At 72.5% G+C, this 20,562-nt stretch carries 19 protein-coding genes, 4 pseudogenes and 1 riboswitch; of the genes and pseudogenes, 12 read left to right on the plus strand and 11 right to left on the minus strand.

The genetic code is table 11. The features are described 5' to 3' along the window. Positions 1 to 437: zinc-binding dehydrogenase (locus B1L11_RS37380; RefSeq protein ID WP_143737831.1), on the plus strand; the 437-nt coding region annotated here is incomplete at its 5' end. Here B1L11_RS37380 and B1L11_RS37385 read toward each other — a convergent pair. Beyond that, a complete protein-coding gene (locus B1L11_RS37385; RefSeq protein WP_079319989.1) occupies positions 434 to 1,270 on the minus strand; it encodes an IclR family transcriptional regulator C-terminal domain-containing protein in 837 nt (278 codons plus the stop codon). The two genes, B1L11_RS37380 and B1L11_RS37385, sit on opposite strands and share 4 nt — an antisense overlap. Positions 1,271 to 1,678: 408 nt before the next feature. On the opposite strand from B1L11_RS37385, the gene B1L11_RS37390 reads away from it, so the two are divergent. Then, positions 1,679 to 2,803: a PHB depolymerase family esterase gene (locus B1L11_RS37390; protein ID WP_256863224.1), complete on the plus strand. Its 1,125-nt coding sequence runs from the start codon at positions 1,679 to 1,681 to the stop codon at positions 2,801 to 2,803. Positions 2,804 to 2,948: 145 nt separating this feature from the next. Next, positions 2,949 to 3,566: a DUF305 domain-containing protein gene (locus B1L11_RS37395; protein WP_079319990.1), complete on the plus strand. Its 618-nt coding sequence runs from the start codon at positions 2,949 to 2,951 to the stop codon at positions 3,564 to 3,566. Between the two features lie 62 nt (positions 3,567 to 3,628). Here B1L11_RS37395 and B1L11_RS37400 read toward each other — a convergent pair whose 3' ends face one another. Further along, positions 3,629 to 4,408, minus strand: a complete 780-nt coding sequence (locus B1L11_RS37400) for a CHAP domain-containing protein (RefSeq protein WP_079319991.1) — start codon at positions 4,406 to 4,408, stop codon at positions 3,629 to 3,631. 167 nt (positions 4,409 to 4,575) lie between these two features. Then, positions 4,576 to 4,718: riboswitch (cyclic di-AMP (ydaO/yuaA leader) on the minus strand. A 369-nt stretch (positions 4,719 to 5,087) separates the two neighbouring features. Here B1L11_RS37400 and B1L11_RS37405 point away from each other — a divergent pair. Then, positions 5,088 to 5,831 carry a dienelactone hydrolase family protein gene (locus B1L11_RS37405; protein ID WP_079319992.1) on the plus strand — a complete coding sequence of 248 codons (744 nt, stop codon included), beginning with the start codon at positions 5,088 to 5,090 and terminating at the stop codon, positions 5,829 to 5,831. 11 nt (positions 5,832 to 5,842) lie between these two features. Next, a complete protein-coding gene (locus B1L11_RS37410; protein WP_079319993.1) occupies positions 5,843 to 6,130 on the plus strand; it encodes a DUF6295 family protein in 288 nt (95 codons plus the stop codon). Between the two features lie 73 nt (positions 6,131 to 6,203). Here B1L11_RS37410 and B1L11_RS37415 read toward each other — a convergent pair whose 3' ends face one another. Further along, positions 6,204 to 6,716: a GNAT family N-acetyltransferase gene (locus B1L11_RS37415; protein ID WP_218671545.1), complete on the minus strand. Its 513-nt coding sequence runs from the start codon at positions 6,714 to 6,716 to the stop codon at positions 6,204 to 6,206. A gap of 544 nt (positions 6,717 to 7,260) precedes the next feature. Beyond that, a complete protein-coding gene (locus tag B1L11_RS52905; RefSeq protein WP_256863225.1) occupies positions 7,261 to 8,319 on the minus strand; it encodes a TerD family protein in 1,059 nt (352 codons plus the stop codon). A gap of 74 nt (positions 8,320 to 8,393) precedes the next feature. On the opposite strand from B1L11_RS52905, the gene B1L11_RS52910 reads away from it, so the two are divergent. After that, a complete protein-coding gene (locus tag B1L11_RS52910; RefSeq protein ID WP_256863226.1) occupies positions 8,394 to 8,822 on the plus strand; it encodes a hypothetical protein in 429 nt (142 codons plus the stop codon). Here the strand turns inward: B1L11_RS52910 and B1L11_RS52915 are convergent. From B1L11_RS52915 to B1L11_RS55505, 3 genes and pseudogenes are all read right to left on the minus strand, one after another. After that, positions 8,810 to 9,850, minus strand: coding sequence for an RING finger family 4 domain-containing protein (locus B1L11_RS52915; protein ID WP_256863227.1), 1,041 nt, complete (start codon positions 9,848 to 9,850; stop codon positions 8,810 to 8,812). The two genes, B1L11_RS52910 and B1L11_RS52915, sit on opposite strands and share 13 nt — an antisense overlap. Before the next feature lie 293 nt (positions 9,851 to 10,143). Then, a complete protein-coding gene (locus B1L11_RS52920; protein WP_256863228.1) occupies positions 10,144 to 10,407 on the minus strand; it encodes a hypothetical protein in 264 nt (87 codons plus the stop codon). A 298-nt stretch (positions 10,408 to 10,705) separates the two neighbouring features. After that, positions 10,706 to 10,873, minus strand: a pseudogene (locus B1L11_RS55505) (helix-turn-helix domain-containing protein); the annotation flags it as partial. Between the two features lie 167 nt (positions 10,874 to 11,040). On the opposite strand from B1L11_RS55505, the gene B1L11_RS55510 reads away from it, so the two are divergent. From B1L11_RS55510 to B1L11_RS37455, 5 genes and pseudogenes are all read left to right on the plus strand, one after another. Then, complete coding sequence (locus B1L11_RS55510; RefSeq protein WP_079319995.1) at positions 11,041 to 12,126, plus strand: ABC transporter ATP-binding protein; 1,086 nt, start codon at positions 11,041 to 11,043, stop codon at positions 12,124 to 12,126. Continuing rightward, positions 12,123 to 13,142 carry an ABC transporter permease gene (locus B1L11_RS37435; protein WP_218671546.1) on the plus strand — a complete coding sequence of 340 codons (1,020 nt, stop codon included), beginning with the start codon at positions 12,123 to 12,125 and terminating at the stop codon, positions 13,140 to 13,142. Before B1L11_RS55510 ends, B1L11_RS37435 begins: the two co-directional genes overlap by 4 nt. After that, positions 13,139 to 13,933, plus strand: a complete 795-nt coding sequence (locus B1L11_RS37440; protein WP_079319996.1) for an ABC transporter permease — start codon at positions 13,139 to 13,141, stop codon at positions 13,931 to 13,933. The genes B1L11_RS37435 and B1L11_RS37440 overlap by 4 nt, the downstream gene beginning before the upstream one ends. Before the next feature lie 6 nt (positions 13,934 to 13,939). After that, positions 13,940 to 15,063: pseudogene (locus tag B1L11_RS37445) on the plus strand (extracellular solute-binding protein). Between the two features lie 14 nt (positions 15,064 to 15,077). Beyond that, positions 15,078 to 16,571: pseudogene (locus B1L11_RS37455) on the plus strand (amidohydrolase); the annotation flags it as partial. 189 nt (positions 16,572 to 16,760) lie between these two features. Here the strand turns inward: B1L11_RS37455 and B1L11_RS55515 are convergent. The 3 genes from B1L11_RS55515 to B1L11_RS37470 form a co-directional block, all read right to left on the minus strand. Then, entirely contained in the window at positions 16,761 to 17,231 is a 471-nt protein-coding gene (locus tag B1L11_RS55515) for an SPW repeat protein (RefSeq protein ID WP_079319999.1), read from the minus strand. Between the two features lie 124 nt (positions 17,232 to 17,355). Beyond that, positions 17,356 to 19,134 carry a glycoside hydrolase family 15 protein gene (locus tag B1L11_RS37465; RefSeq protein ID WP_079320000.1) on the minus strand — a complete coding sequence of 593 codons (1,779 nt, stop codon included), beginning with the start codon at positions 19,132 to 19,134 and terminating at the stop codon, positions 17,356 to 17,358. 49 nt (positions 19,135 to 19,183) lie between these two features. Then, on the minus strand, positions 19,184 to 19,684 hold the full coding sequence (locus B1L11_RS37470) for a D-arabinono-1,4-lactone oxidase (protein ID WP_079320011.1): 501 nt from the start codon (positions 19,682 to 19,684) through the stop codon (positions 19,184 to 19,186). Between the two features lie 254 nt (positions 19,685 to 19,938). On the opposite strand from B1L11_RS37470, the gene B1L11_RS52935 reads away from it, so the two are divergent. Next, on the plus strand, positions 19,939 to 20,259 hold the full coding sequence (locus tag B1L11_RS52935) for a hypothetical protein (RefSeq protein WP_079320001.1): 321 nt from the start codon (positions 19,939 to 19,941) through the stop codon (positions 20,257 to 20,259). Here the strand turns inward: B1L11_RS52935 and B1L11_RS48995 are convergent. Next, positions 20,163 to 20,534, minus strand: a pseudogene (locus tag B1L11_RS48995) (FAD-binding protein); the annotation flags it as partial. The gene B1L11_RS52935 and the pseudogene B1L11_RS48995 overlap by 97 nt on opposite strands. Between the last annotated feature and the right edge of the window lie 28 nt (positions 20,535 to 20,562).

A 20,562-nucleotide genomic window follows, 5' to 3' on the forward strand; every position in this document is an offset into this window, starting at 1 on the left:
GCGGCGGCGCGGACGCCGTGGTGGCGCTCGACACCACCGACGTCGCCGCGCTGGCCGCCCGCTTCGCCGAGGCCTGCGACGGGCCCGCCGACCTCGTGCTCGACCCGCTCTTCGGCCCGGCGGCGGCCGCCGCGGCCCGTGCCCTGCGCCAGGGAGGCCGGTGGGTCAACCTCGGCTCGTCGGCGGACGAGACCTGCCCGATCGACTCCTCCACACTGCGCAGCAGATCGCTGCGGCTGCTGGGATACACCAACAACGAGCTGACCCCCGAGCAGCGGGCCGCCTCGATCGTCTTCGTCGCCCAGCAGGCGGCGCGGGGGCGGCTGGCCGTCGCCTGCGAGAGGGTCCCGCTGGAGGAGGCCGGGGCCGCCTGGCGGCGTCAGGCGGCCGGAACCGCCTCCGGCAGGATCGTCCTGACCCCCGGGACGGCCTCCTAGGAGCCCGTGACCCGCGGATTCCTACGCCGGTTCCTAGGAGGCGTGACCTGCGGGACCGACTCGTAGAGCGCCCAGTCGGCGCTGATCGCGCCGGCGGTCTTCAGCAGCAGCGGCAGATACTCCTCGGTCAGCTTCTCCAGCGAGGTCTCGGCGGCGTGGCTGTTGACGTTCACGGCCGCGATGACGGTGCCGGAGCCGTCGCGCAGCGGCGCGGCCACCGACCGGATCCCGAGGGCGAGCTGCTCGTCGGTCAGCGCCCAGCCCTTGGCCCGCACCTCGCGCAGCATGGCGTCGCGCTCCCGCGGATCGGGCCGCCACCGCGGCTCGATGCCCGACCGGCTCGGCTCGGCCAGCACCCGCTCCAGCTCGTCCGGCCGCAGCGCGGCCAGCAGCACCTTGCCCAGAGACGTCTGCAGCGCGGGGAACCGCGTCCCGATCTGCACCGAGAGGGCGACGATCTTGGGCACGGCCACCCGGGCGACGTACACGATGTCGGACCCGTCGAGCTGGGCGATGGACGACGACTCGTGCGTCTGGGCGACCAGCCGTTCCAGGTGCGGCCGGGCCACCTCCCACAGGCCCATCGAGCGGACGTAGGAGACGCCGAGTTCGAGCACCCGCGGGGTCAGGGCGAAGCCGCCCTGCGCCGAGCGGGCGTACCCCAGCTCCTGCAGCGTGAGCAGGATGCGCCGCGCGGTGGGCCGGGCCAGACCGGTCGCCGCCGCCACCTCGGTCAGGGACATCACCGGGCGCGCCGGCTGGAACGCCCTGATGACATCGAGGCCGCGCGCGAGCGCCTCGATGAAGTCAGGTCCGGTGTCGCCTCGTGCCATGAACGCCTCTTCCGCTCGAACTCGCCGAGTCAACTTTAGACCCTGCTCGCGGTTGGCTGTCCGCCTGTCGGCGGCCCGCGTAGCGCGAGATGCCCAGCTTCACATCGCCGTAACGCGGCGGTCGGCGGCGACACGCCTCAGAGGTGACCGCTGAGCGGACCTCTGTCCGCGCTGACGACGCCATGACAGGACGGGGAAAAGTGTGCCCGGGGACCATGTCGGGAGGACGGCCGGAGTCCTACCGTGCGCGGAAAGGATCGGTGCCCAGGTCATCCGAGGAGCCCCCATGGTCACGTCCTTCCCCGCCCGGCCGCCGCGAGCGGCCCGAACCCTCGCGATCCTCCTGCTCGTCCTGGCCGGCCTGCTCGGCACGGCCCTGATCACCCCGCCCGCGCGGCCGCCTCGCTGGTGCAGGTCGGCTCGTTCGGATCCAACCCCGGCAACCTGGCGATGTACGCCTACCGTCCGGACGGCCTGCCCGGCGGCCGGCCGCTCGTGGTGCTCCTGCACGGCTGCACGCAGAACGCGAGCGGCTACTTCGCCGACTCGGGGTGGCGCAAGTACGCCGACCAGTGGGGCTTCGCCCTGGTGCTGCCGCAGACCTCCAGCGCCAACAACTCGTCGAGCTGCTTCAACTGGTTCCAGACCGGCGACACCACGAGGGGGCAGGGCGAGGCCGCGTCCATCCGCGCCATGGTCGCGTACGCGGTCGCCAACTACGGGACCGATCCCTCACGGGTCTACGTGTCCGGCTTGTCGGCGGGCGGGGCGATGTCCGCCGTCATGCTGGCGACGTACCCGGACGTGTTCGCCGCCGGATCGATCGCCGCCGGCCTCGCCTACCGCTGCGCGAGCAGCCTGACCGAGGCGTCCGGCTGCCAGTACGGCCCGACGAGCAGGACCCCGCAGCAGTGGGGTGACCTGGTGCGCAACGCCTACCCCGGCTACGCGGGGCCGTACCCGCGGGTGGCCGTCTGGCAGGGCCAGTCCGACTACACGGTCGTCCCCGCCAACGGCGCCCAGTTGCGCGACCAGTGGACGAACGTGCGGGGCGTCTCCCAGACCCCCACCTCCACCCGGTCGCTCACCGGCGGCACCACGCTCAAGGTGTACGGCGGCGACGACGTGCGCCTCTACGAGATCAGCGGCATGGGCCACGGCCTTCCTGTCGATCCCGGCGGCGCCGCCGACCAGTGCGGCGCCACCGCGGCGTACTTCCTCGACACGATCTGCTCGGCCTACCACGACGCCCTCTTCTTCGGCCTCGACGGCGGCGCCCAGCCCAGCCCCACCGCCACGCCCACCGTCACGCCCAGCCCCTCGCCCAGTGCCACACCCACTGCCCCGCCGACGGGCACCTGCGTACGGGCCAGCAACTACGCCCACACCACGGCGGGACGGGCGTACCAGTCCGGCGGCTACACCTACGCGAAGGGCTCGAACGACGCGATGGGCCTGTGGAACACCTTCACCACGCACGCGCTGCGCCAGACCGGCCCGGACTACTGGGTGCTCGCCGACGGCCAGTGCTGACCGGCCCCGCTCAGATCACGTTCAGGGCTGACGGGAAGGTTCCGCGGGACGGGGTACGACAAGCCGACGGGGCGGCGGCTGCCCGGGGATGGTCGCCGCCATCGGCACTGCGGGCAGGGCGGCGGGACCGAGGAGGTGTTGGCCGATGAGGGGACGTGTTCTGCCGGTGGCCCTGCTGACGGCCGATCTGCTGGTCGGCGTGGCCGGCGCGTACGGCTCCGCCGCCTGGGCCGGGACGGCTTCTTCGCCGCCCGCGCTCACCGCGTTCACCGCGCTGGCCGGGCCTGCCGCTACGACGCCGGCGGCCGACCACAACGACCAGGACGTCATGTTCGCCCGGATGATGATCCCGCATCATCGTCAGGCGGTGGAGATGGGGAGGCTGGCCGAGGGCCGCGCGGCGGATCCCCGGGTCGCGCGGCTCGCCCGGCGGATCGAGGCCGCGCAGGCTCCCGAGATCCGGACGATGAGCGGCTGGCTCACGGCCTGGGGCGAGCCGGCGCCCGGCGGGAGCCCCGGGCCGGCGCACCACGCCATGCCCGGAATGATGTCCCCCGAGGACATGCGGCGTCTCGAACGGCTGTCAGGACGCGCCTTCGACCGGGCCTTCCTCACGATGATGATCCGGCACCACGAAGGCGCCGTCGCCATGGCGCGCGACGAACTGCGCACCGGGGTCTACGAGCCGGCCCGGCGGATGGCGGCGTCCATCGTCTCCAGCCAGTCGGCCGAGATCAGGGAGATGAAGAGCCTCCTGGGATGAGGCCGCCGCGATGGCCGGAGCCGGCAACGCGACACCCGCAGATCCGGGAAGGCGGCGGGAGGTCACCCACGCTTGCGGTGCCGTCCGCCGGACGTCGCCGCCGCGGCCTTGAACCGCAGTCCGGTCACGGCGGTGGAGACCACCGCGAACAGCAGACCGGCCGGCAGGACGGCGTCGCCGGGCGACCACACGAGGTCGAGCGACTGCCCCTGGGTGGCCGCCATGTTCCTGGTGGTGGGCCCCGCGCCCTGAACGCTCGCATGCACGGCCGCCACGGGCTGGATCGTCACCGGCGCCTTCGGCGTCACCTTGACCTTGCGCGGCAGGCCGTACCCGACGATCTTGCTTTTGTCGCGCACCTTGCGCTTGAGCCACACGCCGTCGACGTTGCCCTCGATCGTGTGGACCTTCCCGCCGACGACCTTCTCGACGATGCCGACGTGGTCGATGTCGCGGATCTTCTTCGACCCCGACCAGGCGAAGAAGACCACGGCGCCCGGCTCGGGCTTGCCGCTCCAGGCGTGGTGCTCCTTGAACCACTTGGCGTGCCGCGTGGTCAGCGCGAACTCGCCGACGTGGTCCTGCACCCCGGCCCGGTCCGCCGCCCAGGAGACGAACATGTCGCACCAGGGAGCGGTCGTGAAATCGGGGTCCTTGGCGACGTTGTCGGCGTACCACTTGCCGAACTTCGTGTGTTTTCCGGCTCGTTCGCGGTAGCCCAGTTCGGGGCGGACGGCGTCGAGCAGCTGTCGAGCAATCGGATCGGTGGAAATCGGAGGCTCCTCATGGCGCGCTTCGAGACATGACGAACCGGCCCGCGGGGCGTGACGGCATGACGGCATGACCGGCCGGGGACACGGCCGCGGCGGGGCGGAATCAGAAACGGGAGATGTGGCAGCCCGTCACGGGCGCGCCATCACCCCGGAAGCCTGGAGACGTTCCAGGGCGGGCATGTGGTCCGGCGACGCGACGCGGACCGGGTGGGCAGGTGGAGCCGACACTCCACGCGCTCTCCTCTCCTTGGCCGCCTACCGGGTTAGCTGACGGGTTCGGGCCAGGAGTAGCCCTACCGGATGGTCCGGATTCACCCCAAGAGACGTGGGTCCCCGGTTCCCGGGATCGATGACTTCCGGGATTCGGCGGTCGCCGGTCGTCCTCGGGTTGAGGACCGCACACCGGCGAGACATCGGGAAGCTTAGTAGATAACAAGTGTGACACGACCAAAAACCCGGCAAAGGGCATCATTCTGGTCGCAGCCGTTCCGTGCTTCCGCAGGTCCTCACGGTCGCGGGCCGCCCGCGGTGAGATACGCCACACAGCGTCGTACGGCACATGCGCCCACACACTCGGCAAGGGGTCAGAGGCGGCAAGGATGCCGCTGTTGAACACCCCGCCCGCGATGACGGCGACGCCGCGCCGCTCGCCGGCCGCGGCACTGCCGTATTCATCGGATCATTACCGGGCGGCTAGCTTAGTTAGCCAAGCTAACTGCTGGTCGCCACAGGGAAAAGGGACTTTCTTATGACGGACGCGATGTGGGCCGGTACGGTCGCCGTGACCGGGCACGAAGGGGCCGAACTCGAAGCGTACGCGGCCCGGCCGCTCGGCTCCGGCCCCTACGGCGGGGTCGTGGTCATCCACCACCTGCCCGGCTACGACGAGGCCACCAAGGAGATCGTCCGCAGGTTCGCCGCGCACGGCTACGCGGCGATCTGCCCCAACCTGTACTCCCGGGAGGGCGCCGGGGTCAGCCCGGACGACCAGGCCGCCGCGGCCCGGGCCAAGGGGGGCGTCCCCGACGAGCAGCTCGTCGGGGACGTCGCCGGCGCCGCGGCGTACCTCAAGGGCCTGGAGCACGCCAACGGCAAGATCGGAGTGATCGGCTACTGCTCGGGTGGGCGGCAGACGTTCCTGGCCGCCTGCTCGCTCCGGATCGACGCGGCCGTCGACTGTTACGGGGCCTTCGTGGTCACCGCGCCGCCCGCCGAATCCCCGCTCAAGGCCGAACCGCTGATCTCCCGGGCCGGCGACCTGTCCTGCCCGCTGCTCGGGCTCTTCGGCGCGGACGACAGGTTCCCCTCGCCGGACGAGGTGGCAGTGCTCTCCGCGGAGCTGGACAAACTCGGCAAGGAACACGAGTTCCACGTCTTCCCCGACGCCGGGCACGGGTTCTTCTCCGTGGACCGCCCCGCGTACCGGCCCGCCGCCGCGGTGGAGGGCTGGAAGAAGGTCTTCGGTTTCTTCAGCCGCCACCTCGCCGCCTGAGGAGAACAGGGATGTGCACCTATCTCACCGAGAAGATCCGGATCGACGGCGCCGCCAAGGGGGCGTCGGGCTGGTTCACGGTCACCGACGGCATGGTCTACGTCGACCATCCTTACCACGCGTGCCAGGAGCACACGGTGAACATCGACCTCACCAACCCGGCCGAGGGCCCGTCGGCCCGGGTCGCGATCGAGCTCACCGAGGAGGCGGCGCTCGCCCTGGTCGAGGCCATCCACAAGGCCCTGGCCGCGGCGCCGCCCGGGCTCGCGTCGGCCACCCGCCGGTCCCTTCCCGCCTGATCCCGCCTCGTCGCCGCCGCGCGGCGCCGCCCAGGGTGAGGGCAGGGCGCGGACGGCCGGCGGTCCGCGGTCGTCAGGCTTCGAGCGACATGTACAGGCGAGTGCCCCCTGGCCGGAAGCCCACGCGTTCGTAGACCCGGCGCGATCCCTCGCCGCCGTACTCCAGCCACACCGACCGTGCTCCCCTGGCGAGCATCGTCTCGGCGAGCGTGGCGGTGACCGCGGCGGCGATGCCCCGTCCGCGGAAGCCGGGGCGGGTGCCGACCCCGGCGAGTTCCGACGTCTCCACGGCCGGAGCGGAGCACATGGCCGCCCCGGCGCAGCCGCCGCCGGGCGCCCGGACGAACCGGACCGCGCCGCCGTTCTCCTCCGTACGGCGCAGCCGGGCCGCGCCCTCCGGCGACGCGGCGAACTCGCCGCCGAACGCCTCGGACAGGGCGGCGTCGATCGCCACGTAGTCCTCGTCCGTGGCCGGCGCCTCCACAGGGAGGACGGCCGGCGGCGGCGTCAGCGTGGCCGGGGTGCAGACGAGATAGTCGTGCACCGCCTCGACGGTGAACCCCGCCTCGCGGAGCGCGGGCTCCACGGCGGGCGCGGCGTCCGGGGCGAACTCGAGCCGGGGCTTGAGCCCGCGCTCGCGGAACGCCCGATCAGCGCCGCGACGTCCCGTCCGCCCAGCCTGGCGCCGGGCAGGGGTGTCGCGTAGTTGACGTACGGGCTGGTGGTGCCGGGCTCGACGCCGAGGACGAAGCCCCCGATCTCGACGACTTCGGGACGGCGGCGAAGGTTGGCCACGGCGAAACTCTGGACATCGATGCCCACGGTGATATCGACCTCACGAACGACAAGGTGGAGCGGTTCGCCCATCGCTCGGCGCGGAGGGGTGAACTCGCACGGGAAAGCCATCCCGGACGGGGATGGAGAAGGTGCACAGGGCACCGTCACGTGGGGCCGCCGTGAGACGGTGAGGGCAGTGAACCGATGACGCGGGAGGCGTACCGGTCAGTGCCGACGGCGGCCACTGTGGGACGCCGAGAACATAGGCTTCGTTCCTTCGCTGTGATCTGTGTGAAGCGCGCTCACTTTCCCACGCGGGTCCGTGAGCGCGCAAACGGTTATCTCCGGCGGGGTCAGCGCGCCGCCGGGGCGAGCATGCCGACGAGGTCGCAGGCGTCGAGTGAGCGGATCAGGGCGGGGTCGAGACGGGCAGGATGCAGGGCGTAGACCTGTGCCCCCTCGCTCACCCGCACGTCGTCCTCCAGCACCACGGCGAGACCCGCTTCCGCCGCGCCGGCCTCCGCAGCGGGGCCGGCCGCGTGCCGTACGCCGAGGCGGGACGCGAAGGCGGCGGCGTCTTCGCCGGGACGACGCGCGTGCCGGCTCACGGCGCCGTCGCGGTGCCGTACGACGACCTCGCGGGCGCGGGCGGCGGCGTGCCAGCAGGCGACCTCCCACAGGGTGACGCGCTCGCCGAGGCCGTAGGCGTCCTCGGCCGCCGCGCCCAGACGGGCGATTTGCTCCTCGTGTTCGTACACGTCGTGGAACCCGGCGAACGCGGACACGTTGAGGTCCACCCAGCGCATCGTGCGCGACCAGAGGTCGGCGACGAGCGGGACGAGGATCTTGGCCGGGCCGGTCAGGTCGAAGCGCTGCCGTACGGCGAGCGGGTCGAACAGGCCGTCCGGATCGTCCATGAATCCGGCGAAACCGCGGGCCAGTTCGTCGAACGGCACGTCGTTGTAACTGAACACGATGGGCACCACGTACCGGCCGCCGGTCGCGCGCAGCGCGGCCACGTCGAGATCCACGAACTCCGACGCGCCCAGCGGCTCGGGCGCGGAGGTCAGATCCCCGGAGTGGACGGCGGCGCTCGCGCCGAGCCGCAGGTTCGTGTAGTCGCACAGCCCGACGAACTCCCACCGCGCGTCGAACACCGCCACCGACAGGTCCAGGTCGACCACGCGATCCGAGGGCTCCGCCCAATGCAGGAACAGCCGGATGCGCTCGCCGCGCGGTAGCGGCCGGACGCTGCCGCGCGGCAGCCGTACCAGCGAGGCCGAGGCGGACCGCTCGGCCTCCGGCGCGAGCAGGTCGTCCAGCTCCTCGTCCAGCAGCGCGGTCCCGACGGGCGGCAGCGCGGCGGCCCGGCGCAGCATCTCGCCGGTCAGTACGGCGGTCAGGGCGGCCACGGTCTCGGGGGCAAGCTTCTCGCGGGTGTCGGGGCTCGGCCCAGATCCGCGCCGCTCCCCCGCGCGGGAGGAACATGCGGGTCCCGCCCGGTGGCGTACGCAACTGCCCCAGGGTGGCGATCAGCACGGCGGGGGAGACGTGCGGCGCGGCGGCGCGCAGGGCCTCGGCCAGATCGGCGGCGGGCAGGCGGCGGGCGAGATCGGCGGTGCGCCGCAGCAGCTCTCCCGGCCGGCGCGCGAGCAGGGCGAGTGCCTCGCGGGGATCTGTCCGCAGCGCGGCCTCGAACCGCCCCGCGAAGGTGCGGGCGCGCAGCCGTACGCCGTCGAACGACAGCAGGTCCCCGTGGGCCGCCGCGCGCTCCAGCAGGACGTCCGCCATCGGCGTGCCTTCCGGCAGCGGGGTGCCGCGCAGCACGGCGAACGCCAGGGCCGCGTCCGGGTGGCGCCGGTGGAACTCGTGCGGGTGCAGCACCTCCGCCATATGCCGCCACTACGCCGGGTAGCGGTGCAGGTCCTCGATCAAATACGGCAGCGCCTGCCGGTCCAGCACGGCGAGCAGCGCGCGACGCACCGGCCGGGGCAGGCTCGTGCGGCGCGGGAGGCGGGCGCGCAACCCGGGGTCGCCGCCCATGAGTGCGTGGAGCAGCCGCAGCACGTCGGTCGCCGTGTCGGCGTGCCGGGTGAGCAGGCCCAGGTCGCCGTGCCGTACGGCCGAGGCCAGGACGACGGCGCGGGTCTCGCGGGCCGGGATCCGCTCGGGGAGCCAGCCGGCCGACTCGGGCCAGAAGCGATCGACGATCTCGGCCACGACCGCCCTGTCCTCCGCGCGCGGCGCCGCCTGCCGGGACAGCAGCGGACCCAGCAGGTCGCGGGCCCGGGCGGCCGGATCGTCGCACAGCCCGAGCAGGGTCAGTGTCTCCGGCACCCGGCCGTTCCACCTGACGGCCGGGGCGTAGACGTCGTCGGCCGGGCGCAGGAAGGGATCACCGGGGTCGATCCGGCGGTGGCAGATCGGGCAGGCGCTGTAGTCCGCGCCGTCCCAGCACGCGCGGCAGACCAGGTGCGCACACGGGGACACCGGGTGGACGGCGGCCATCTCCCCGCACAGCACGCACGGCTGCTCCGGCCGCTGGAGCAGCACGGAGAACACCCTGCGGACGAACAGGTCCACCGTGTCGGCGGGGACCGACTCCGGGAAGCGGCGGAACAGCGGCGCGTGCACGACGCGCCCGCCCAGCTGGGCCGACAGGGCGGAGACCAGTCTGCGGCCCGCCTGCCCCAGCTCCCCGGCGTCCAGCTCGGCCAGCCGGACCCGCAGCGGCGCGCTCAGCACGTGCCCGAGCTGGAGCAGGTCCGCCTCCAGCGCGACCACCCCGTCGGCAACGGTGGCGAGAGGCCGGCTCAGGCGGGACGAGCGCGACGAACGGCCCGAGCCCTCAGGGCCCGGGACGGCTTCCCGCTCGACGGCGGAAACGAGAAGGTCGGGGGCGACCAGCCGCTGCCGCAGCAGCAGCTCCGCCAGCCGGTCCACGGGCATCCTCCCTGCGTACGAGCGATCGGACAGGCACCGGAAAAGTGAGACGGGGCGGAGAACGGACGCGCTAAAGCGATTTCGAAGATCGAGAAGGAAGCACGTCCAGGAGCCGCCCCTTGGCCCGCCACCCTAGCCCGCCACCCGATCTTGTGTCGTCCCCTTTTCGCGCTGTGCAGCGGACAAATGGAGTTCCGCTGGTGGCCTGCAAGACAGCAGAGCGCAGAGGGGGGCACGACGCGACACGCTACCGCCCGCCACCGACATCCGGCGGCGGGCCGTGACGCGGCGGCTCAGCCCTGGCCGGCGGGCTCCGTGCCGATGGGCTCCGGCGTGACGGGCCCTGGGGTGACGGGCTCTGTGTCGGAGGGCCGTTCGGGGGCGAGCGTGCGCAGGCCGACGAGGAAGATCTCCAGCGCGGTCTCGAACTGGGGGACCGTGACGGGCGGCAGGTGGGGGGCGCACTCGGCGAGCCGCGGATAGCGCTCCCGGCTCTGCGCCGCGTAGACCAGCGGCGCCCCGGCGTCGCCCTCGCGCACCTCCGGCGGAAGCATCACGAACGACGCCTCGAAGGCCGCCCAGGCCAGGACGTGGTCGCCGAGAGCGCGCTCGTACCGTGCGGCCTCCGGCGGTTCGAAGCCCCCCCTGGCGCAGCGCGTCGAGCAGCACCTCGATGGCGTTTATCTCGGCCTCGCGCCGGGTCGACCGGCTGGCCGCCAGCACCGCGGCCTGGGGGTGGCCGGCGAAGGCCCGGTAGACGCGCATGGCCGCGTCCCGCAGCGTGTCCAGCCAGTCCTCCCCGGGGGCGAACCCGGCCAGCGCCTCCTCGTACAGCCGGTCGGCCAGCGCCCGCACGAGGTCGTCCTTGTCCCGGAAGTGCCGGTAGACCGCCGTCGCGTCCACGCCGAGACGCCGGCCGATGTTGCGGAACGTCAGGGCGCCCGGGCCGCCGCTTTCGACGAGTTCGAGACAGGCGGTGACGATCAGCTCCTGGGAGAGCGCGACGGTACGGCGTGGGGGCATGAGCACATTCTCCTCAGTGAGACGTGATCGTCGCGACACATTCTTCACAACACAAGAAGCGTTGTCATCACCGTTGACAACGCCGTTTACGTCGTGCTTCTCTTTCCCCACCCCATTGCGGCCCGCCCTCTGCCGAGGCCGCTCAGCTGCTCTTTCGGAGGTCGCCCATGACTTCAGCGGCGTCTCATGACGGGCTTCGGATCAAGGGAGTCACGCGCCGCTTCCCCGCACCGGAGGGCGGGATCGTCACGGCGCTCGACGACGTCTCCCTCGCGATCGAGCCCGCGGAGTTCTTCGTCCTGCTGGGCCCCTCGGGATGCGGCAAGACCACGCTCCTGCGTACGATCGCCGGTCTCGAGTACCCGGACGAGGGCGAGGTCTGGCTCGGCTCCGAGCGGCTGGACGTGCTTCCGCCGTACAAGCGCCGGGTCAACACCGTCTTCCAGAGTTACGCGCTGTTCCCCCACCTCACCGTCGCCGAGAACGTCTCCTTCGGCCTGGAGATGGAGGGGATGAGCCGCAAGGAGGCGGCCCCGCTCGTGGCCGAGGCGCTGGAACTGGTACGCCTGCCGGAGCACGGCAGGCGCAGGCCCGCCCAGCTGTCCGGCGGCCAGCAGCAGCGCGTCGCCCTCGCCCGGGCGCTCGCCAAGCGGCCCGAGGTGCTGCTGCTCGACGAGCCGCTCGCCGCGCTCGACCTCAAGCTGCGCCGTGGCATGCAGACGGAGCTGAAACGGATCCAGCAGACGACGGGGGTGACCTTCGTCTTCGTCACCCACGACCAGGAGGAGGCCATCTCGCTCGGCGACCGGCTCGCGGTGTTCCAGGAGGGCACCGTCGCGCAGGTCGGCACGCCGCAGGAGGTCTACGAGCGGCCGGCCAACAGGTTCGTCGCCGACTTCATCGGCGAGACCAGCTTCCTGTCCGCCGAGCGCACCGACGCCGGTTTCCGGCTCAGGGGCGGCGACGTGCTCCCCGCCGACAGAGTGAGCGGCGCGGGCGACACGGGCGGCGGCGGAGGCGAGGTGACGATCGCCCTGCGCCCGGAACATCTGGTGATCGGGGGTGCGGACGCCCCGCTGCACGGCGTCGTACGCGAGTCCGTCTACGTCGGCAGCGACGTGCGCGTCGGCGCCGAACTCGCCGGCGGCGAGCAGGTCGTGGTGCGGCTGCCGGTGGGCGCCGCGTTCCCCGAACCCGGCACACGGGTCGGCCTGGACGTGCTGCCGGGCCGCGGCTGGGCGGTGGCTTCGTGACGGATCCCGTGACTCCGCTCACGCCGGGGACCGCGCAGCCCCCGGCGGACGACCCGGCAGACGGCCTGGCCGCCTCGGCCGCGCCCGGGACCGCAAGGACCCGGCCGGGGCGCGCGTCCTCCTCAGGAGCCCGCCGCGTCCACCGGCCGGCCGGGCAGGGCGCCCGGTCCTCGGTGCTGCCGGGCACGCTCTTCCTGCTGGCCCTGGTCGGCGCTCCGCTGGTCATCGTCGTGGCCTACTCGTTCATGTCGCGCGGCATGTTCGGCGTGGGCGTCGCCGGGCCGTTCTCCGTCGACTCCTACGTCCGGCTGCTGTTCGACACGCAGCTCGACGGCTCGAAGATCTTCGACCCCCGCTACATCGGCGTGTTCTGGCAGTCGATCTGGCTCGCCGCGCTCACGACCGTCTGCTGCGCCGTCCTCGCCTTCCCGATGGCGGTGTGGATGGCCACCAGGTCGCCGCGCACGCGGGCGCTGCTCGTCTTCGCCGTGACGATCCCGTTCTGGACCAACACGCTCGTGCGGACGTACGCCTGGGTGCTGATCCTCAACGACAACGGGCCCGTCAGCGGCCTGCTCGGCACGCCGATCGGACTGCTCTACACGCCGTTCGCGACCGCCGTCGGGCTGGTCTACGTGTCGCTGCCGTTCATGATCCTGCCGGTCTACTCCAGCGCGGAGAAGTTCGACTTCCGCCTGGCCGAGGCGGCCTACGACCTGGGCGCCCGGCGGCTGACCGTGCTGCGGCGGGTCGTCTACCCGGCCGTACGGCCCGGGCTCGTCGCCGGGGTCGTGCTGGTCTTCATCCCGTCGCTCGGCGCGTTCCTCCAGCCGCAACTGCTGGGCGGCGGCAAGTCGCTGATGATCGGCAACCTCATCGAGCAGCAGTTCGGCGCCTCCCGCAACTGGCCGCTCGGCTCGGCCGTGGCGGTCGCCCTGCTGGTCCTCACCCTGCTGACCCTCATGGGGTTCGCGCTGGCGGGTCGCCGCGGCGGCCAGAAGGTGAGCCTGATGTGAACCGTACGCGACGCGTCGACCTGCGGCGCTTCCCCGCCTTCGGCACCGTCTCTGTCCTGCTGCTGGTCTTCCTCTACCTCCCCCTGCTCGTCGTCGTGGTGTACGCGTTCAACACCGGCAGGATCGCCACGATCTGGGAGGGCTTCAGCCTCCACTGGTTCGGCGACGTGGTGGCCAACGCCGACATCAGGAACGCGACGCTGACCTCGCTCCAGGTCGCGGCCGTCGCCACGGTCTGCTCGGTCGTGCTGGCCATCGGCATCGCCCTCGGCCTGGCCGCGCTGCGCCGTACGGCGCGGGGGGCGGTCATGCTGGTCGCCGGCGCGCCGCTGGTGCTGCCGGAGATCGTGCTCGCGGTCGCGACGCTGGCGATGTTCGCCTTCCTCGACGTGCCGCTGGGCATGACGACCGTGACCCTCGCGCACATCGCGTTCTGCGTGCCGTTCGCGCTGCTGCCGATCCGGGCCCGGCTGGCCGACATGGACCAGCGGGTGTTCGAGGCCGCCGCCGACCTCGGCGCCTCGCCCTGGCGGGTGTTCCGCCGGGTCACCCTCCCGCTGCTGGCCCCCGGCATCGTCGCCGGGGCGCTGATGGCCTTCATCGTCTCCCTCGACGACTTCCTGATCACCTTCTTCGTCGCCGGACCGGGCACCACCACGCTCCCGATCTACATCTACGGCATGCTCCGCGTCGGCATCACCCCGGCCGTCAACGCGCTGTCCACCCTGATCCTCCTCGTCTCCCTGCTCGTTCTCGCGGCGGCGTACTTCGCCGGCCGCAAGAGAGGCTGACCGCACATGGTTTCGAAGCACCGGCTCCTCCCCCTCACGGCCCTTCTCGGAGCGGGCGTGCTCGCGCTCGCCGCCTGCGGCGGCGGCTCGACCGGCGCCGCCGCCTCCGGCTCGGACTCCGGCTCCTCGGCCGGCGGATCGGCGGCGTTCCCCGCCAAGGGGAGCGGCGAGCTGAACCTCTACAACTGGACCGACTACATCTCCCCCGACCTGCTCAAGCGCTTCGAGTCCGAGACCGGGATCAAGGTGCACCTGGACACCTTCGAGTCCAACGAGGGGCTGCTGGCCAAGCTGCAGGCCGGCGGCACCGGCTACGACGTGATCGTGCCGAGCGACTACATGGTGCAGCAGATGGTCCAGCTCGGCCTGCTGCAGGAGATCGACACCGACACCTTCCCCAACGGCAAGAACATCCAGCCCGAGTTCAAGGACGTGTACTTCGACCAGGGGCGCAAGTTCACCGCCCCCTACATGCACGGCACCACGGGCATCGCGGTCGACGAGGCGAAGGTCGGCGGCAAGGTCACCAGCTGGGCGGAGTTCTTCAACCCGCCGGCCGGCGCGAGCGGCAACATGGGCATACTGAACGACTCCAACGAGGTGGTCGCCGCGGCGCTGCGCGCCGTCGGCGCCAAACCGTGCAGCGAGACGCCGGCCGACTACCAGAAGGTGCAGGCGCTGCTCTCCGGGGTCAAGGGCAAGCTCAAGGTGATCAGCTCCGACGGCCAGATCGACCGGATGACGTCGGGCGAGACCACGCTGGCCATGATGTGGAACGGCGCCTTCCACCGGGCCTCGGTGAAGAACAAGGGCATCACCTGGGTCTACCCCTCCGAGGGCTGCCGCTGTGGCAGGACAACTTCGCCGTCCCCAAGGGGGCGCGCAACGTCGACAACGCCAAGATCTTCATCAACTGGATGCTCGACCCGAAGAACGCCGCCGAGGCGACCAACTTCGTGGGCTACGCCAACGCCGTGACCGGCTCGGACGCGTACATGGACAAGGAGCTCGCGAAGGATCCGGCGATCAGCGCGCCCGCGGACAAGGCCGCGCTCGCGCAGCCCGTGCCGCCGTGCTCCCAGACCGCCCTGGATCTTTACGACAAGGTCTGGACGGACTTCAAGAGCTGAGAGGACGACGACAGATGCACGCGGACCTGCTGTTCGTGAACGGCCACGTCTTCACCGCCGACCCCGCCGCACCGCGAGCGCGGGCGGTGGCCGTACGGGACGGCCGTGTCGTCGCCGTCGGCGACGACCATGACGTACGCGACCTGCGCGGGCCCGGGACCGAGGTCGTGGACCTGGCGGGCCGGCTGCTCGCGCCCGGCTTCCAGGACGCGCACGCGCACCCGGTGATGGGCGGCCTGGAACGGCTGCGCTGCGACCTGTCCGGGATCTCCGACCGCCGGGGCTACCTGGACGCCGTCGCCGCCTACGCCGCCGCCCGCCCGGACGACGAGTGGATCACGGGCGGCGGCTGGTCGATGGACGCCTTCCCCGGCGGGACCCCGGTGAAGGAGGACCTCGACGCGATCGTGCCCGGCCGCCCGGTGTTCCTGCCCAACCGGGACCACCACAGCGCGTGGGTGAACTCGGCGGCGCTGCGCGTGGCCGGGATCACCCGCGACACCCCCGACCCGGCCAGCGGGCGCATCGAGCGCGACGCGGACGGCGAGCCGACCGGCACCCTGCACGAGGGCGCGATGGCGCTGGTCGAGCCGCACCTGCCGGAGACCTCGCACGAGGACTACGTCGAGGCCCTGCTGGTCGCCCAGGCGCACCTGCACTCGCTGGGCATCACGGCGTGGCAGGACGCGATCCTCGGCGACTACGCCGGGCACCGCGACGTCACACCCGTCTACCTCGACGTGGCCGGATCGGGGCGCCTCACCGCCCGGGTCCGGGGCGCGCTGTGGTGGGACCGCGAGCGCGGCGCCGAGCAGATCCCCGACCTGATCGGCCGCCGGACCGCCGAGGGCGGTTTCGCCGCCGCGAGCGTCAAGATCATGCTGGACGGCGTGGCGGAGAACTTCACGGCCGCCATGCACGAGCCGTACCTCGACGGGTGCGGCTGCGTCACGGGCAACCGCGGGATCGGCTTCGTGGACTACGCCGAGCTCCCCCGCTACGTGACGATGCTGGACGCCGAGGGCTTCCAGGTCCACTTCCACGCCATCGGCGACCGGGCGGTCACCGCCGCGCTCGACGCGGTCGCCGCCGCGCGCGCCGCCAACGGCCCGTCGGGCAACCGCCACCACGTCGCCCACATCCAGGTCGTCCGCCCGCAGGACGTGCCCCGGTTCGCCGAGGAGGGCGTCACCGCCAACATGCAGCCGTTCTGGGCCTGCCACGAGCCGCAGATGGACGAGCTGACCATTCCCTACCTGGGCGAGGAGCGGGCGGCGTGGCAGTACCCGTTCGGCGCCCTGCATCAGGCCGGCGCGCCGCTCGCCATGGGCAGCGACTGGCCGGTGAGCAGCCCCGACCCGATCTGGGGCATCCACGTGGCGGTCAACCGGGCCAGGGAGAGCGGCACCACGCCCTTCCTGCCGGGTCAGGCGCTCGACCTGGCGACCGCGCTCACCGCCTACACCGCGGGCTCGGCCCGGGTGAACCACCTCGACGAGACCGGGACAATCGCCCCGGGCATGCTCGCCGACCTGGTCGTCCTGGACCGCGACCCGTTCGCGCGCCCGTGGAGGAGATCGCGGCGGCCCGCGCGGCGCTCACGTACGTCGCAGGACGGCAGGTGTACGCCGCCTGACCTCCGTCGGCGCGGGCTGTGCCGTACGCCGTTCTCGGCCCAGCCCGCGCAGGCGCGGCGGCTACCACTCGCCGCCCGGTGCGCCGACCCCCCGCCGCGTGCCGCCGTGCTGGTGCTGCCGGTAGTTGGCGGCGAACGCCAGCGCGCCGAGGCCGAACAGGAAGATGATCGCCCCGGTGACCACGTTGTCCCAGATGGTCGCGGTGGTCGCCGGCCGGCCGCGGATCACCCACGGCGCGATGATCGTCCAGACGCCCAGCACCGGCGTCACCCAGCTCATGCCGTACGTGCGGCCGAAGGCGGACGCGCAGCTCATCGCGAGCGCCGCGACCGTCAGCCCGACGATCAGGTTGTTGATCGCCAGGCCGCCGAAACCGCTGAACCCCACGATCCACGGCGAGATGGCGAGGTAGAGCCCGGCGAGGAACGTCACCCCGTCCATGACCTGCGCGGGAGCGGTCGATCCCGCGCGGTCGTACGTCTGGCGCAGCTCCGTCACGTCCGGGCGGCGGGCCAGACCTGGTCGCACCATGTCGCGTCACCTCTTCTCCCAGACGGCCGGGCCGAAGACCCGGACCCCTCGCTTGCATCATCCAACGCCGCAGGTGGCGGAGGGGAGGTCGCGAGATGCGCGGGAAACAGATGGAGGACATCTGTCAGCCAGATGTTCCCGGCGCGGCCAGGGCCCGGGCCGCGTTCACGATGGAGACGTGACTGTAGGCCTGGGGGAAGTTGCCGGACTGGCGCCCCTCGCGGACGTCGTACTCCTCCGACAGCAGGCCGACGTCGTTGCGCAGGGACAGCAGGCGCTCGAACAGGCGCCGCGCCCGGTCGCGGCGGCCGATCAGCGCGAGCGCGTGGGCGAGCCAGAAGGAGCAGGCGATGAAGACGCCCTCGCCCGGCAGTTCGTCCACGTCGTCGGCCTCGGGCCGGTAGCGCAGGACGAGGCCGTCCTCCGTCAGTTCGCGGCACACCGCGTCGACGGTGCCCACCACGCGAGGGTCGTCCAGGGGCAGGAAGCCGAGCCGGGGAATGAGCAGCAGCGCGGCGTCGAGGCCCTTCGACCCGTAGAACTGGGTGAAGGTGTTGCGGTCGGGGTCGTAGCCGCGCGCGCACACGTCGCGGTGGATCTCCTCGCGCAGCGCGCGCCAGCGGCGGGCGGGGCCGTCCTGTCCCAGCTTCTCCACCGAGCGGACCATGCGGTCCGCCGCCACCCAGGCGAAGATCTTGGAGTGGACGAAGTCGCGGCGCGGGCCGCGCACCTCCCACAGCCCGTTGTCGGGCTCCCGCCACGCCCCCTCCAGATACTCCATGAGCGCGTACTGCAGGTCCCACGCCTCCACGTCCGGCCGCAGGCCCGCCTCCTTGGCCCGGTAGAGGCAGTCGATCACCTCGCCGTACACGTCGAGCTGGAACTGCCCCGAGGCGGCGTTGCCGACCCGCACCGGTCGTGATCCCTCGTATCCCGGCAGCCAGTCGACGGTCCACTCGGGTATGTGCCTGCTGCCGTCGACCGTGTACATGATCTGCAGGTCCGCGGGGTCCCCGGCGACGGCCCGCAGCAGCCAGTCGCGCCAGGCCGTCGCCTCGTCCGCGTAGCCCGCGCCCATCAGCGCCTGGAGGGTGAACGACGCGTCCCGCAGCCAGCTGTAGCGGTAGTCCCAGTTGCGCGGGCCGCCGATCTGCTCGGGCAGCGAGGTCGTGGGCGCCGCGACGATGCCGCCGGTGGGGGCGTACGTGAGGGCCTTGAGCGCGAGGAGGCTGCTGCCCACGGCCTCGCCGTACCTCCCCTGGTAGCGGCACCGGCCGAGCCACTGTTTCCACAGCCGGTCGGTGGCGGCCAGCTCCTCGGCCGCCTCCAGCCGCCGCGGCCGGCCCTGCCACGACTGCTGCCAGGTGAGGACGAACGGCACCCGGTCTCCCGCCGCGACGGTGAAGGAGGCGGTCGTCCCGCGGAGGCGGGAGTCGTGAGTGAGCCCGACGGGCGACTGGAGCCAGGCGGCGTTGGGGCCGGCGACGACGGCCAGCTCCCCCTCGCGGTGCCGCACCCAGGGGATCACGGCGCCGTATTCGAAGCGCAGCAGCAGTTCCGTACGCATCTCCACCCGGCCCCGCACGCCCTCCACGATCCGCACCAGGTCGGGCGCCTCCCCGCGTGGCGGCATGAAATCGAGGACCCGCACGCACCCGCCGGGCATGTCCCAGGTCGTCTCCAGGACCAGCGTGCCGTCGCGGTAGCGGCGCCCGGTGCACATCCCCCCGCCCGCCGGGGCCAGCAGCCAGCGTCCCGCCGACCGGCCGCCCAGGAGCGCCGCGAAGCAGGCTCCGGAGTCGAAGCGCGGCAGGCACAGCCAGTCCACCGAACCGTCGCGCCCGACCAGGGCGGCCGTGTGCATGTCGCCGATGAGCGCGTAATCCTCGATGCGCATCGTCATCCCCCGTGATCCCCGGGACCTACCCGGTCATCAGGGGACGAACCGGCGATCAGCCGAGGACGTACCGCTCGACGAACTCGTTGGCGAAGACGCCGCGCGGGTCGTAGTGGCGCGCCAGCGCCGCGAAGTCGTCCAGGCGCTCGTAGCGGGAGCGCAGGACGTCCGCGGGGAGGGTGAAGAGCTTCCCCCAATGGGGCCGCGCGTCGAACGGCGCCAGGCACTCCTCGATCGCGGTGAGCACGGGCGTCACGGCGGCGGCGTCCTTGATCCAGGTGAAGTGGAAGGCCACCGTGTCGCGGCCCTGGCTCGGGCTCAGCCACAGGTCGTCCGCGGCGATCGTGCGGATCTCGGAGATCTGCAGGACCGGGGCGATGCGGTCGCGGATCCCGTCGAGGGCGTGGAACGCCGCGGCCGCGTGCCGCCGGGGCACCATGTACTCCGCCTGGAGCTCCTCGCCACTGCTGGGGGTGAAGTCGGGCCGGAAGTGCGGCAGGCGCTCGAACCAGGGGCCGGGGACGCCCAGCTGGGCCGTGCAGTGCACCGCCGACATGCCCGGCACGGGATGCCTCGGGCCGTCGGCCGGCGTCGCCCCGAAGAAGCCGCCGCCCGGCTCGGCGCCGTAGAGCCCTCCGGCGGCCGTGGCCCCCTCCCAGGCCGCCCGCGGCGGCGTCCCCCGCGAGCCCGCTCACGGCCGCCGCCTCGGCGGGGTCCGCGCCGGCCACGCCGGCCCGCTCCTTCACCCAGACCTGGTTGATCCGGGAGGTCCGCCAGTCGGTGAACAGGCTGACGCTGTAGGCGGCGGACATGACGGCGTCGAACTGGTCGTCCAGCACCTCGGCCGGCAGGCTCTCGTACACGCGCTGCCGGACGTCGAACGACGGCACGACGTCGAGCGTCATGGCGACGACCGCGCCGAGGGCTCCCAACGCGACGACGGCCCCGGCGAACCGGTCGCCGTCCACGTCGCGGCTCAGCGTGACGAGGTCGCCGTCGGCGGTCACCATCTCGATCGCGCGTACGGAGGTGGCGAGACCGCCGTTGGCGTCGCCCGAGCCGTGGGTGCCTGTCGCGCAGGAGCCCGCCACCGAGATGTGCGGCAGGGACGCGAGGTTGGGCAGGGCGTAGCCCTTGTCGTGCAGGCGGCGGCCCAGCTCGCCGTACCGGACGCTCGCGGCGACCCGCACGGTGGACGAGGCGCCGTCGATCTCGATCTCCGGCGGCAGCGCGTCGAGCGAGATCAGCGCGCCCGGGGAGTCCGCGATGTGGTTGAAGGAGTGGCCGCTGCCCAGCACGCGGGCCTTCTCGCTCCGCGCCACCAGGGCGCGCACCTCCTCCACGGAGGAGGGCCGCTCGACCGCCGCGGCCCGGAACGCGATGTTGCCCGCCCAGTTTGTCACCATATGAGTCACAGAGGAGTTCTACCGGAAC

Source organism: Microbispora sp. GKU 823 (assembly GCF_002027145.1).
GTDB classification, from domain to species: domain Bacteria; phylum Actinomycetota; class Actinomycetes; order Streptosporangiales; family Streptosporangiaceae; genus Microbispora; species Microbispora siamensis.